Below are 13450 nucleotides of genomic sequence, written 5' to 3'. Positions count from 1 at the left end.
ATGGCCGGCCGGATTATTTTGCTACGACACGGGCAGACTCACAACAACGTCAAACACCTCCTGGACACCCGCCCACCAGGAGCTGAACTCACCGACCTGGGCCGTAAACAAGCCCTTGAAGTTGGCCACGAACTAGCCACCTACTCCGGTGAGCGCCTCGCCCATGTGTACAGCTCCATCGTGTTGCGCGCCCAACAAACCGCCGTGCTTGCCACCTCTACCTTTGAAAAAGCTCGCGACATGCAGTCCGGTGCGATTCCACTCGACGTTGTGGAAGGCATTCAGGAAATCAACGTCGGCGACTTTGAAATGCGCGGCGATGAAGAAGCCCACATGAATTACTCCCGCGCACTCAACGGCTGGCTTCACGGGGATCCTGCCGCTGGTCTTCCCGGCGGTGAGACCTACAAAGACGTGCTGAACCGCTACCAGCCGACTCTTGATCGAATCATGGACAGCCACGACCTTGACGACGACCGCGACGTTGCCGTTGTCAGCCACGGCGCCGTCATCCGCATCGTGGCAACACACGCAACTGGTGTGGATCCCAACTTTGCGTTCAACACCTACCTGGGCAACTGCCGCTTCGTGGTGCTGGAGCCAAACGGTAAGAAATTCAGCCAATGGGATGTTGTGCGCTGGACTGACAGCCCACTGCCATGGCAGGAGTAATTGAGACCAAAGGCTCGGATTTTTGGTGGGTCTTTGGTCCGAAACGACGTTTTTTAGGCTTGGGAAACTGCTGTTTCAGACCAAGGACGCCCACTTTTTAGGGGTTCTTGGTCTGTGCACCTAATGAGGCGTTTTAGGCGTATCCGAGCCTGTGCAGGTCCTCTTCGCCGAGGCCAAAATAATGCCCAATCTCATGCAGCACGGTCACCCGCACCTGCTCCACTAGTTGTTCCTCTGAATTGCAGTAATTTTGCAACGCACCTTTATAAATGGTGATGGAATCCGGCAGGCCACCGTGGTTGAATGTGCGCTCTGTGAGAGCAACGCCGTGGTATAAACCCAAGATATAAGGCGAATCTGGGTTGAAATCCTCAATGAGTAAAACCACGTTGCGCATATGATCCAGGAATTGCTGGGGAACTTGGTCGAAGGCTAGTTCGACCAGTTCCTCGAAGCGTTCGTCGCTGACTTCAATCATGGAGCGTTCTCCTCTACAGGTACTCCGACCTCCGCGGATGCTGTCGTTCCTGCAGTGTCACGGAGCGGATCGCGCTCTGGCTGAGGTGGGGGAACTTCACCGTTGATGGTGAATGTGCCAGTCGCTGAACCGTTGAGGGTGTTAAATGTTGCAGCACCCTCGGTGGATGGTGACATGAGGAAGCAGTTCACGCTGTGTGAACCGCCCAACCAGGAGTTGGAGGTAATCGTTGGCCAGAAGGTCTGCAGGGTGGATTGGTAGACGTTTTCTTCGGAGCCTAGGTAATCAATGGATGCTTGGGTGCAGGTGTTTCCGAGGAAATTGTTCTGCTCATCCGTGCTGGGCGCGCCCTGTGGGAAGGGGACACCAAGGTTGACTGTCAAAATTGATTCGAGGTGGTGATCTTCCGTGCAATCAACTTGGCGGAACTCTGCGGAGGATTCCACCTTCACGCAGGCGCCGGTTTCAAAAACGCGTGCCTGGTCATTGGCTGCTATCGGTCCGACGGTGAGTTGTGGAGTGCCTGAAGCGTCGGTTGCCTGAAGTCCACAGAGCATGGTGCGATCTCCCGCAGCCCACGCTTCCGCAGGTGGCAGGATCGGGGCGATGGTGTAGCGCCCCGATGGATCGAAACGGTTATTCAAATACGCCAAGGTAGGAGATTGGCAGAGCTCTTCACGCAGCTGCGCCTGACGGGTGAGGTTTGGTGGAGCTGCGTCCGGACCGAATTCCGAACTTGGGTAAGTTGCCAAGTTTTCCCGAGCAGAAATTTCAAAGCGGTGCTCTTGATCGCAGCTGGTTTGTTCAAAACCAGACACTAGACCTTCATTGTTAACATCCCAGGTTGCACATTGGCCCACGTCAGCAGTGGTAAATGAGGCAATAGTTGCGGTGGTGGACACTGTACTTTGCTCAGGTCCTGTGGGGGATTCGCCGCCGTTTGCTGAATTGTCCGTGTTGTAGGAGTACACGCCAACAGCAGCCGTTGCTGCCAAAGCTGCAACAAGCATGGTCTGCACAGAGGCCGCAGTGCGGAAAGAAGAGTTCTTCTTGGTTTCACCCTCTGGAGACGTCGAAGTGTCAAAGTTTGTACTCATAATTGACACCATCATGCCACCAAAATGGGTTCACGTCAGAGATCTTCGGAGCGTGTAACCAATGTTTTTAAAGAATATCGGTCGGTTCGGTACAAGGAAACGCACCATTCCACGGGCTTATCGCCAGAAAGTGACTGTCGAAGGATACGAAGGAGTGGGGCGCCGGGGGTGACGTCGAGAAGCCGTGCGGTGTCTTCGTCGGCTGCTACGGCGGTGACCGTTTGCTCGGCCTGGGTGACGGGGACGCCATAGACGCGGTCCAGGATGGAGTACACGGAGTTGTACACATCATTTTCCAGCAGGTCAGGTGCGAATTCGGAGTTGTACCAGCCGTTGTCAATGGCATAGGGTCGACCATTTCCAAGGCGCAGGCGGCGCAACGTGATGTGCTGGGCCGCGCGATCGGTACCAAAGAAATCAGCAATATCATCTGGGGCGGGACCGCGGGAAGAACTCAAAATCCTGCTGGTAGCCGATAGCTTCTGGGCGGCCATCTCTGCGGAAAACGAGGCCAAATGCAGGCGGGAAATCAACGGCGAGTGGGCCACGAAGGTACCTTTGCCGCGAGCTCGCTTCAACCTGCCGGACGCGACCAGATCACCAATCGCCCGACGAACCGTAATTCGGCTGACGCCATACTTTTCTTCCAGGATGCGCTCACCAGGCAGCATGTCCCCAGGCTGAAGCTGGGTGGTGCAGATTTCCTCCAAAATTTCACGAAGCTGCTGATGCTTTGGTTTAAGGCCGTCCACGAGAACGCGGTCGGGGAGGTTGTCGGGTTCCACCCCTTTGGATGCGGTAGGGAATCCGTCCTGGTTGAGCGGTTGGTCAGGCATGGTGTTCATTTTAGCCGATCTGGTCATAACCAGGGGTGTGGTTTTGGTGACTGAAGCGGGACAGGAGCGCCTAGTAAAAAGCAAGGCTGGAAAACAGATAAGCCCTAAGTGCCCACATGTCTACCGATCACGGTAGATTGTTCTTTATGATCGATCTGAAATTCCTCCGTGATAACCCGGACGTTGTTCGTGCCTCCCAGATCACTCGCGGCGAAGACCCCGCGCTTGTGGACGAACTGATTAGTGCTGATGAATCTCGTCGCGAAGCAATCAAGGCTGCCGACGATTTGCGCGCTGAGCAGAAGGCTTTTGGAAAGAAGATCGGACAGGCCTCTCCGGAGGACCGCCCTGCACTTCTGGAGGGTTCCAACGAACTCAAAGCCAAGGTGAAGGATGCTGAGGCTGCACAGGAAGCTGCTGAGGCGAAAGTCAATGAGCTGCAGATGAAGCTCTCCAACGTGGTTTCCGGCGCGCCTGCTGGTGGCGAAGATGATTTCGTCGTCCTGGAGACCATCGGCGAGCCTCGCACTTTTGATTTCGAGCCAAAGGATCACCTGGAGCTCGGTGAATCCCTCGGACTTATCGATATGAAGCGCGGCACCAAGGTTTCCGGTGCACGTTTCTACTACCTCACCGGTGACGGCGCAATGCTGCAGTTGGGCATGCTCATGTTGGCTGCTCAGAAGGCGCGCGAAGCTGGATTTAGCATGATGATCCCTCCAGTTTTGGTGCGCCCTGAAATCATGGCGGGCACTGGATTCTTGGGTGATCACTCCGAGGAGATCTACTACCTCGAACGCGATGACATGTACTTGGTGGGTACCTCTGAGGTGGCTCTTGCGGGTTACCACAAGGACGAAATCATTGATCTCAACGAAGGCCCAGTGAAGTACGCCGGTTGGAGCTCCTGCTTCCGCCGTGAGGCTGGTTCCTACGGCAAGGACACCCGAGGCATTTTGCGTGTGCACCAGTTCGACAAGGTTGAGATGTTTGTCTACTGCAAGCCTGAAGATGCTGAAGATGTACACCAGCAGCTGCTCGGCATGGAAAAGGAAATGCTCGCAGCCATCGAGGTTCCTTACCGCGTCATCGACGTTGCCGGTGGAGACTTGGGTGCATCTGCTGCCCGCAAGTTCGACACCGAGGCATGGGTGCCAACCCAGGACACCTACCGTGAACTCACCTCGACCTCTAACTGCACCACTTTCCAGGCTCGTCGCCTGCAGACTCGTTACCGCGATGAAAACGGCAAGCCACAGATCGCCGCAACCCTGAACGGTACGTTGGCTACCACTCGTTGGCTTGTCGCGATCCTGGAGAACAACCAGCAGGCCGATGGCTCTGTTGTTGTTCCTGAGGCGCTTCGTCCATTCGTGGGCAAAGACGTGCTCAAGCCAGTGAAACAAGCCGGTTAATTAAGCGGAAAGCTCGTGGTCGACATGGTCAAAAGGTTTGGCTTTTTCGTAGAGGATTCCCTGCCTAAGGTTCCGCTGCATCCCGAAGAGTCACGGGAGACGTTTTATGGGCGCATCATCATTAGTGCTGTGCGGACGGTGATGAAAGCCCAGGATGTGCAGATTTCCATCTTCGGTGCGGAGAACATTCCGACCACCGGCGGCGCACTTTTCGCCATCAACCACACTGGTTATTATGACTTCATTCTGGGTGGTATCCCCGCATTCGTGCGGGGTAAGCGCCTGGTTCGATTCATGGCGAAGAAGGAAATTTTCGACACCCCAGTTGTCGGCACCCTCATGCGCTGGATGAAGCACGTCTCTGTGGACCGCTCCGCAGGTGCCGGTTCCATGGAAGATGCGCGGAAGCGTCTCGACGCCGGCAGCCTCGTCGGTATCTTCCCTGAGGCGACGGTGTCACGGTCCTTTGAAATCAAGGAACTAAAAACTGGCGCCGTCCGCATCGCCGACAGCGCTAACGTTCCGCTGCTGCCACTTATTATTTGGGGCGGCCAGCGCATCATCACCAAAGACATCGAGCGCGACTTCGGCCGCTCCCACATCCCCGTATTCATCAGCGTGGGTGAACCCGTCGACGCCAGCGGCGATCCCGACGAAGCAACGGAACGCCTCTACGAGGCTATGAAAAAGCTTCTCGACGAAACCCGCACCGCCTACGAACAAAAGTATGGCCCATTCGAAGGTGGAGAATTGTGGCGCCCGAAATCCCTCGGCGGCGGCGCCCCAACGTTGGAGCAGGCGAAAATGTTGGAAATCGCCGAACGGGAACGTCGACAAGCAAAACGCGCGGCAAAGGTCGCCAAGAAACGCACCACCTTTATAAGGAAAATCTTTAAAAAATGATTGCACTGGGTTCAGCGCCCAAGCTGGTTGCCTCCGATGTTGATGGCACCCTCATCAATAGTTCTGAGCGCGTGCCGCAACGCCTGCGCGATGTGATCACGCGGATGACCAATCAGGGCGTGACCCTGGCGCTGTCCACGGGCCGCCCGCCGCGCTGGATTCATTATGTGCTGGATCAGCTGAGCGTGAAGCCGATTTGCGTCTGCGCGAATGGCGCGGTGCTGTACGATTCCGCTGCCGATGAGATTCTTGCAGCTCAGACGCTTAGTCCGGAGGTTATGGCGAGTGCCGTCATGGCTGCGCGTGCCGCTTTGGAAGAGCATGGCGGGGTCAGTATTGCTGTCGAGCGCGCTGGAAAATCCGCTTACGATCCAGCCGATGAGCTGTTTTTGGTCACCCCGGAATACAGCCACGCGTGGCCCTCAAATGATCACGGCACCTTCGAGGAAGCCGAAGTGCTTTCCGAACCAGCCACCAAATTGTTGATGCGCAGCGATTACCTCGATTCCAAGCAGCTTTTTGATATCGTCCGCGCCTCCGTTCCCGAGGATCAAGTCCACGTCACCTTCTCCATGTCCGGCGGACTCATTGAGATCGCAGCGCCCGGCGTGACCAAGGCACTGGGCGTATCGATGCTGGCAGAGCGCCTAAAGATTGCGCAAAAGGACGTTATAACGTTCGGCGACATGCCCAACGATATTGAAATGCTCCAGTGGGCCGGCCGGGGAGTGGCGATGGGCAACGCCCGACCAGAGGTCAAAGCCGTGTCAGACCACATCACCCGCACCAACGACGACGCCGGTGTAGCAGATGTATTGGAGTGGTGGTTCTAATAGGTGGTGTTAAAACACTGCTTAGTGGCCCAATACGTGCAAAAATAAGGCCATGAGAATCTCAAAGGCCAATGCGTATGTTGCAGCGATTGACCAAGGCACCACTTCCACTCGGTGCATCTTCATTGATGCCCAAGGAAAAGTGGTGTCTTCTGCTTCCAAGGAGCACCGCCAAATCTTCCCACAACAGGGCTGGGTAGAGCACGATCCTGAAGAAATTTGGGACAACATCCGATCTGTCGTCAGCCAGGCGATGGTCTCCATTGACATCACCCCACACGAGGTTGCATCGCTGGGAGTCACCAACCAGCGCGAAACCACCGTGGTGTGGGACAAGCACACCGGCGAACCTGTCTACAACGCAATCGTGTGGCAAGACACCCGCACCTCTGACATTTGCCTAGAGATCGCGGGCGAAGAAGGCCAGGAAAAGTGGCTTGACCGCACCGGCCTGCTGATCAACTCCTACCCATCGGGGCCCAAAATCAAGTGGATTCTCGACAACGTTGAGGGAGCTCGCGAACGCGCCGAAAAGGGCGACCTTTTGTTTGGCACCATGGATACCTGGGTGCTGTGGAACCTGACCGGCGGTGTCCGCGGCGACGACGGTGATGATGCCATCCACGTCACCGATGTCACCAACGCATCCCGCACACTATTGATGGATCTCCGCACGCAACAGTGGGATCCAGAACTATGCGAAGCCCTAGACATTCCGATGTCCATGCTCCCTGAGATTCGTCCCTCCGTCGGAGAATTCCGCTCCGTGCGCCACCGCGGAACCCTAGCCGACGTCCCGATTACTGGCGTGCTCGGCGACCAGCAAGCGGCCCTTTTTGGTCAGGGCGGATTCCACGAAGGTGCTGCTAAAAATACCTACGGCACCGGCCTCTTCCTGCTGATGAACACCGGCACCTCGTTGAAGATTTCCGAGCACGGCCTGCTGTCCACCATCGCCTATCAACGGGAAGGATCCGCTCCGGTCTACGCGCTGGAAGGTTCCGTATCCATGGGCGGTTCCTTGGTGCAGTGGCTGCGCGACAACCTACAGCTAATCCCCAACGCACCAGCGATTGAAAACCTCGCCCGAGAAGTCGAAGACAACGGTGGCGTTCATGTTGTCCCAGCATTCACCGGACTGTTCGCACCACGTTGGCGCCCCGATGCTCGTGGCGTCATTACAGGCCTCACCCGTTTTGCCAACCGCAAACACATCGCCCGCGCAGTCCTTGAAGCCAACGCCTTCCAAACCCGCGAAGTTGTGGACGCCATGGCCAAAGACGCAGGCAAAGCCCTCGAATCCCTCCGCGTCGACGGTGCGATGGTGGAAAATGACCTCCTCATGCAAATGCAAGCCGACTTCCTCGGCATCGACGTCCAACGTCTCGAGGACGTAGAAACCACCGCCGTCGGCGTCGCATTCGCTGCAGGTCTCGGCTCTGGATTCTTCAAAACAACTGACGAGATCGAAAAACTTATTGCAGTGAAGAAAGTCTGGAACCCTGACATGAGCGAAGAAGAGCGCGAACGTCGCTATGCCGAATGGAATAGGGCAGTGGAGCATTCTTATGACCAGGCCTAGCTGATTTGGGTCGGCCTTTAATTGGCTTTTGATTGGAGAAAACCCCGCCTCCTCAGGGAAGGTAGCGGGGTTTTCGGCTCTAATTGAGACTAGTTCAGCTGAATGCTTGCCTGGCCAGTCGCAGAATCGTAAGTGATGTAACCATTCTGGAAATCAACACGAAGCTGTTCGCCAACGGTGTATTCATTACTGGTTGGAAGTCCCAGAGGGCCAAGGTCAGCGCCCTGCTGAGCCCACGCGTCACCGATTGCGCCCCACAGGCCGTGAGTTCCAGCCTCAGGGGAAGACACCATGATGCCATTTTCAAACGGCACGAAAGTAACCTCAGAGTTCTGGTCGCTGGTGTACTTCACGGTGGTTTCGCCACCAGTGGCAGCGCCAAGCACTGGTCCAAGCGTGTTGTTCAGGTCGTTCCAACCGCGAGAGTACTTATTGTCTCCGGTTAGGTTGATCGCGGTATCAACGATTGGGATGACGTCAGTGATCTTGATATCGCCAAGCACTGGGACGCCGTTGTTGCTACCAACATTGCTGATCAGACCATTCAGGCCACCATCAGCCAAAGACGCAGCAATCAGCACAGCCGCAATGGAACCCAGGCCAGTCAGGAGCTGCTCAGAGTTTGCGCCATTGAGCAGGTCGGTGCCGCCGGAAGAGCCACCTGTCAGCAGAGCTGCCAGGGCATCGGATTCGCTGTACTGCTGAGGTTCAGCGGGAGTTACAGGCTGGGCAGTGGTCGTCGAAGGAGCATTGCTTGTCGACGTCTCCTTCGGCGTTGTCGCCGGGGTGGTAGTCGTGCCACCTGTGTTGCCATTCTGCAAGCTGGTGTACTTCGCCTTAGCGATCTGGCGGATATTCTCCATTTGCGCATAGCCAGCATCGCCAGGACATGCGGTCAGGCCGACATCGCGGTGAGCGAAGATATTAGGAAGTGACACTCGGGTGCCATAGGAGTACTTCGCGTAAGAAGTACCCTCGGAGTAGTGAGTATCAGTACCAGTTGGATCGAAACCGGCAACCTTTGCGCGCCAACCAGCAAGCTCACCGACAGCATTGATGGTTTCCTGAGGGGGAGCGTTGTAGGAATAGTCGCCAATCATGGAGATTGCCCAAGTATTCTGGTTGAAGCCGCCAGCGTGAGCACCCTGAACAGCATTGGTCATGCCGCCGGCACGGCCTTCGTAGATGTTGCCGTACTTATCAACCAATGACTGGTATCCGATATCGCACCAGCCGAGGTTCTTGGCGTGGTAGCTGTAAGCACTACGAACCTGGGCTGCAGCCTGCGCCTCGGTGTAGTTGTTGGAACCCGCAGTGTGGTGAATGGTGATCGCAGAAACGCCATCATCAATAGTTGGGTTTGAGCAGCGCAGACTTTCGTCCGCACCCCAACCAGCACGAGAAATCACCTTTGGCATGCCATCGGTGTCAGCAACGTTAGCGATACCCACGCCTGCATCAGCGTTGCCATCGATAAATACTGCGTTTAGGCCGTCATCAACATCGGCAACAGGCTGGATGTCGCCATAGTTGGATGGCAGGGGAGCGAGGCCGTCATTTGCTGAGTAATCAGCGACTGGCTCAGCGATAGGTTCAGCAGCTGGTGCTGGTTCTGCGACAGGTGCAGGAGCTTCCTCGACTGGTGCTTCAGCTGGTGCAGGTTCTGCTGCTGGCGCTGCCTCGGCTGCATCTACTGCTGGAATGTCTTGACCGTTTTCATCAGCGGCTGCAGCATCTGCTCCAAAGAGATCCACGTTGAGGGTGGAAACCTGGATCTTGTTGGTAGGGCCGTGCCAGATCAGCTCAGTTCCGTTGGTGCCTTGATCTTCATTGACCATTGGCTCCAAGTCGTACCACTGTGACCAGGTGCCGTCTTCCTGTTCTGCGCGAACAAAAGCAGTGATGTCTTTTTTACCGGTCCAGGTAAGAGCAAAACTAGAGAATTGCTGGTCACGCTGGAATTCCTTGACGGTGCGAGCGCCTCCGCCTTCACCCTGGGCGGTGACTGCTGCGTCTTCAACAACCACGTTGGTGCCGGAATTAAACGATTCACTGTCGTTTTGGACGGCGACCGGACCGATGCCTTCGCCCTGAGTATTGAGGTACTGAGTGCCAGCGGCTGCAAGGCCAGATGCGCCCAATACGGCGGTCAAAATAATAGCGAGCATCGGTTTTTTCCGAGTCTCGCTGATGCGGCGTCGTTGCTGCACGATGTTCTCCCTGATGATATTGGTGCGGCTGAGACTATATGAAACAACTGAGAAGCCTAGTGCACTTCTGGGGATAATGGTACCTATGTGACTAAAGTTTCGTAGGGTGTGTCGCAAGTTGTTAAGAGCCTGTGAGAACGACAAAGGTATCTGGGTGTGGATATGCCCTGCTAACTGGAGAAACTTGGCCCGATCGGGTGTCTGAAATTTCGGCAACGCCGAATGTAAGTTAGTGTCGAATGCATGACGGAATCGAAAAATTACGACTTAATCGTTGTAGGCTCCGGCCTCTTCGGGCTCACCGTGGCTGAGCGTGCAGCTAGCCAGCTGGGTAAGAAAGTCCTCATCGTTGAACGCCGCTCGCACCTCGGTGGCAATGCTTACTCTGAAGCAGAACCAGAGACCGGCATTGAAATCCACAAATACGGCGCGCACCTCTTCCACACCTCCAACACACGCGTGTGGGAATACGTCAACCAGTTCACCAGTTTCACCGGCTACCAGCACCGCGTCTTCGCAATGCACAACGGCACCGCCTACCAATTCCCCATGGGACTGGGCCTGATTAACCAGTTCTTCGGCAAGTACTACAGCCCAGATGAAGCCCGTGAGCTCATCAAGGAACAGTCTGCAGAAATCGATTCCTCCGACGCCACCAACCTCGAAGAAAAGGCCATTTCCCTCATTGGTCGCCCACTTTACGAGGCATTCATCCGCGACTACACCGCAAAGCAGTGGCAGACTGATCCAAAGAACCTCCCAGCCGGCAACATCACCCGCCTGCCAGTTCGCTACAACTTCAACAACCGCTATTTCAACGACACCTACGAAGGCCTTCCCACAGACGGCTACGCGGCATGGTTGGAAAAGATGGCAGAGCATGAGCTTATCGACGTCCGCCTCGACACCGACTGGTTCGACGTTCGCGATGACCTCCGCGCAAGCAACCCCGACGCACCTGTGGTCTACACCGGCCCACTCGACCTCTACTTCAACTACGCAGAGGGCAAGCTGGGATGGCGCACCCTCGACTTTGAAACCGAAGTAGTAGAAACCGGTGACTTCCAAGGAACCCCAGTGATGAACTACAACGATGCGGACGTACCTTTCACCCGCATCCACGAGTTCCGTCACTTCCACCCAGAGCGTGATGACAGTTACCCCAAGGATAAGACCGTCATCATGCGCGAGTTCTCCCGTTTCGCAGATAACGAGGATGAGCCTTATTACCCAATCAACACTCCAGACGACCGAGACATGCTGAAGCAGTACCGCCTTCTGGCTGCTGAAGAGGCTGCTAATAATAAGGTGCTGTTCGGCGGTCGACTGGGCACGTACCAGTACCTCGACATGCACATGGCTATCGGTTCTGCGCTGAGCATGTTTGACAACAAGCTGGTGCCGTTCTTTGAAGAAGGCACACCGCTAGAGCAGGAACGCGGACACTAAAAGGAAGGGCATCTCCCACATAGCGGAGATGCCCTTTTCTTTGTATCTACTTGCTGTACACCGGAGTGTTCATACCTTCGTAGCGCGCCTTCAACTGCATGGACAAATACCGTGAGTAATGGCGTGACTGGTGAAGGTTGCCACCATGGAACCACAGCGAATCCACGTTTGTGGGCTTCCACATATTGCGCAACTCGCCTTCCCATGGGCCTGGATCCTTGGTGGTTTCAGAGCCCAGACCCCAGCATGGGCCGACCTTGTCAGCGGTTTCCTGATCAACCAGCTGAGCAACCCAGTTGTTCATGTTTCCATAGCCGGTCGCTAGAACAATCACGTCAGCTGGGAGCTCAGTACCATCTGTGAGCACCACAGAGTTTTCCTTGACGTCTTCAATGCTGACATTGGAGCGCACCGGAATCTTTCCATCAGCCACCAGTTCAGAGGCGCCGACATCGATGTAGTAGCCAGAGCCACGGCGAAGGTACTTTAAGAAAAGCCCCGAATCGTCATCGCCGAAATCAAGCAAGAATCCAGCATTTTCAAGCTTGTCGTAGAACTCCTTGTCGTCCTCACGGATCTTGTCGAAAGCCTGCTTCTGCACACCTGGCAGCACCTTATATGGCCACGACGCAAACAGGAGATCGGCAGTATCGGTATCAATTCCGGCTTCAACGGCATCCTCAGAATAGAGAGGCCCGAAGACTTCGCGCATCAGCGAATCAGAACGCACGATGTGTGTAGACGAGCGCTGAATCATCACGGGCTTTGCACCATTGGAATAAAGATCCGCGCAGATGTCGTGGGCTGAGTTGTTAGCGCCCAGAACTACAACGTTCTTATCGCGATCGACATCGCCGCCGGGGTGCTCTGAAGAGTGCCGAATTTCACCCTGGAACTTATCCTGGCCAGGCAAAGTTGGTTTGTTCGGGCTGCCCGACATTCCAGTAGCCATGACTAGTTGGGTGGGGTGGAGCGTGGACTCCGCGCCATCACGATTGACCGTCACATCCCACTGCTTGGTGTCCTCATTGTATGAGGCGCGCAGGCACTCGGTGTTGGTCCAATAGTCCAAATCCATGATGCCGACATAGTGCTCGAGCCAGTCACCCATCTTGTCCTTTGGAGTAAATACTGGCCAATGATCTGGGAATGGAATGTAAGGCAGGTGGTCGTACCAAACTGGATCGTGCAGGCAGAGAGAATGGTAACGGCTACGCCACTGGTCGCCCGGGCGAGATGCTTTATCAATGATTAGAGCGGGTACACCAAGTCGCTTGAGTCGTGCGCCCAAGGCAATGCCACCCTGTCCACCACCGATGATGAGGGTGTATGGCTGCTCGGTGACACCCAACGCTGCTTGTCGATCATTCTTGCGGTCAGTCCAATTTCGGGTGTCCTCATTTTGTCCATGGACGACGCCCATCTCACGGTTGCGCCCCTTGGGCTCTGGGTGCTCCAGGAGCTCACGAGCTGAGGTGAGTAGCGTCCACGCCTTGCCATTACGAAGGCGGACAATGCCCGTGCACTTGAAGTCTGCGGATTCGCAGGAGAAATGTACGCGAGTGACACCATCTCCTTCATCAGCTGGTTCGCCCTTTAGCTCAACGTTTCGGAAGATGCTTGATGGCCACGTATTGCGAATCATCTCGGCGATTTCATCTGCACCTTCAGCGGTGGTGAGGTTCCACGTGAATGCAAGAAGGTCTCGCCAGTATCCTTCATCCTCAAAAAGTTGCACGACTGCAGTGGCAGCTTCATCAGGGCTGGAACTAGCAGTGGCCTTTTCAAAAGCTTGGAGCCAATCATTGGCCAAGGTGGTTAAGTCTTGTTCGGGCAAAGCATCCTCCTTTAAAAAGTGTCGTGACTCACTTTCTACTCTATAAAGTGTTTCAAGTCATTGAGGGTGCCCCCGTTTGTAATTCTTGCAAAGTGGGTATTGTGCACTTTTTGCGAGGATCTATCGAATGAATTGGCA

Annotated in this window: 11 protein-coding genes; 6 read left to right on the top strand and 5 right to left on the bottom strand. The window is 55.4% G+C overall.

Translation table 11 applies throughout. From position 1 onward, the window contains the following. A complete protein-coding gene (locus tag CGL_RS14425; protein WP_011015472.1) occupies positions 1-672 on the top strand; it encodes a histidine phosphatase family protein in 672 nt (223 codons plus the stop codon). Between the two features lie 133 nt (positions 673-805). On the opposite strand, the gene CGL_RS14420 is transcribed toward CGL_RS14425, so the two are convergent. Genes CGL_RS14420 through CGL_RS14410 form a run of 3 tightly spaced genes read right to left on the bottom strand, consistent with a single transcriptional unit; the run spans position 806 to position 3083 of the window. Beyond that, positions 806-1150: a metallopeptidase family protein gene (locus CGL_RS14420; RefSeq protein WP_003862613.1), complete on the bottom strand. Its 345-nt coding sequence runs from the start codon at positions 1148-1150 to the stop codon at positions 806-808. Further along, positions 1147-2247 carry a septum formation family protein gene (locus CGL_RS14415; RefSeq protein ID WP_173361799.1) on the bottom strand — a complete coding sequence of 367 codons (1101 nt, stop codon included), beginning with the start codon at positions 2245-2247 and terminating at the stop codon, positions 1147-1149. Before CGL_RS14415 ends, CGL_RS14420 begins: the two co-directional genes overlap by 4 nt. A gap of 35 nt (positions 2248-2282) precedes the next feature. Further along, positions 2283-3083 carry a GntR family transcriptional regulator gene (locus CGL_RS14410; protein WP_003862621.1) on the bottom strand — a complete coding sequence of 267 codons (801 nt, stop codon included), beginning with the start codon at positions 3081-3083 and terminating at the stop codon, positions 2283-2285. 146 nt (positions 3084-3229) lie between these two features. On the opposite strand from CGL_RS14410, the gene serS reads away from it, so the two are divergent. Genes serS through glpK form a run of 4 tightly spaced genes read left to right on the top strand, consistent with a single transcriptional unit; the run spans position 3230 to position 7816 of the window. Next, on the top strand, positions 3230-4498 hold the full coding sequence (gene serS, locus CGL_RS14405; protein WP_003857828.1) for a serine--tRNA ligase: 1269 nt from the start codon (positions 3230-3232) through the stop codon (positions 4496-4498). A 24-nt stretch (positions 4499-4522) separates the two neighbouring features. Next, positions 4523-5401: a lysophospholipid acyltransferase family protein gene (locus CGL_RS14400; protein ID WP_011015469.1), complete on the top strand. Its 879-nt coding sequence runs from the start codon at positions 4523-4525 to the stop codon at positions 5399-5401. Beyond that, positions 5398-6234 carry a Cof-type HAD-IIB family hydrolase gene (locus tag CGL_RS14395; RefSeq protein ID WP_011015468.1) on the top strand — a complete coding sequence of 279 codons (837 nt, stop codon included), beginning with the start codon at positions 5398-5400 and terminating at the stop codon, positions 6232-6234. Before CGL_RS14400 ends, CGL_RS14395 begins: the two co-directional genes overlap by 4 nt. 52 nt (positions 6235-6286) lie before the next feature. Next, positions 6287-7816, top strand: coding sequence for a glycerol kinase GlpK (gene glpK, locus CGL_RS14390; RefSeq protein WP_003857839.1), 1530 nt, complete (start codon positions 6287-6289; stop codon positions 7814-7816). Between the two features lie 89 nt (positions 7817-7905). Here the strand turns inward: glpK and CGL_RS14385 are convergent, their stop codons facing one another. Continuing rightward, a complete protein-coding gene (locus CGL_RS14385) occupies positions 7906-9984 on the bottom strand; it encodes an LGFP repeat-containing protein (RefSeq protein ID WP_011015467.1) in 2079 nt (692 codons plus the stop codon). A 285-nt stretch (positions 9985-10269) separates the two neighbouring features. Between CGL_RS14385 and glf the strand changes: the two genes are divergently transcribed. Then, positions 10270-11475, top strand: a complete 1206-nt coding sequence (gene glf, locus CGL_RS14380) for a UDP-galactopyranose mutase (protein ID WP_011015466.1) — start codon at positions 10270-10272, stop codon at positions 11473-11475. 46 nt (positions 11476-11521) lie between these two features. Here glf and CGL_RS14375 read toward each other — a convergent pair whose 3' ends face one another. Beyond that, positions 11522-13312: an NAD(P)-binding domain-containing protein gene (locus CGL_RS14375; RefSeq protein ID WP_011015465.1), complete on the bottom strand. Its 1791-nt coding sequence runs from the start codon at positions 13310-13312 to the stop codon at positions 11522-11524. Between the last annotated feature and the right edge of the window lie 138 nt (positions 13313-13450).

The sequence above is a fragment of the Corynebacterium glutamicum ATCC 13032 genome, from assembly GCF_000011325.1.
Lineage (GTDB): Bacteria > Actinomycetota > Actinomycetes > Mycobacteriales > Mycobacteriaceae > Corynebacterium > Corynebacterium glutamicum.
Note: the sequence above shows the minus strand (reverse complement) of the source record. Positions and strands in the feature narration are given on the sequence as shown.

Excerpts from the sequence above, each read along its gene's own strand:
- serS (WP_003857828.1), top strand. The coding sequence starts at position 3,230 with ATGATCGATCTGAAATTCCTCCGTGATAACCCGGACGTTGTTCGTGCC.
- CGL_RS14395 (WP_011015468.1), top strand. The coding sequence starts at position 5,398 with ATGATTGCACTGGGTTCAGCGCCCAAGCTGGTTGCCTCCGATGTTGAT.
- CGL_RS14410 (WP_003862621.1), bottom strand. The coding sequence starts at position 3,083 with ATGCCTGACCAACCGCTCAACCAGGACGGATTCCCTACCGCATCCAAA.
- CGL_RS14420 (WP_003862613.1), bottom strand. The coding sequence starts at position 1,150 with ATGATTGAAGTCAGCGACGAACGCTTCGAGGAACTGGTCGAACTAGCC.
- glf (WP_011015466.1), top strand. The coding sequence starts at position 10,270 with ATGACGGAATCGAAAAATTACGACTTAATCGTTGTAGGCTCCGGCCTC.
- CGL_RS14425 (WP_011015472.1), top strand. The coding sequence starts at position 1 with ATGGCCGGCCGGATTATTTTGCTACGACACGGGCAGACTCACAACAAC.
- CGL_RS14400 (WP_011015469.1), top strand. The coding sequence starts at position 4,523 with ATGGTCAAAAGGTTTGGCTTTTTCGTAGAGGATTCCCTGCCTAAGGTT.
- CGL_RS14415 (WP_173361799.1), bottom strand. The coding sequence starts at position 2,247 with ATGAGTACAAACTTTGACACTTCGACGTCTCCAGAGGGTGAAACCAAG.
- glpK (WP_003857839.1), top strand. The coding sequence starts at position 6,287 with ATGAGAATCTCAAAGGCCAATGCGTATGTTGCAGCGATTGACCAAGGC.
- CGL_RS14385 (WP_011015467.1), bottom strand. The coding sequence starts at position 9,984 with ATGCTCGCTATTATTTTGACCGCCGTATTGGGCGCATCTGGCCTTGCA.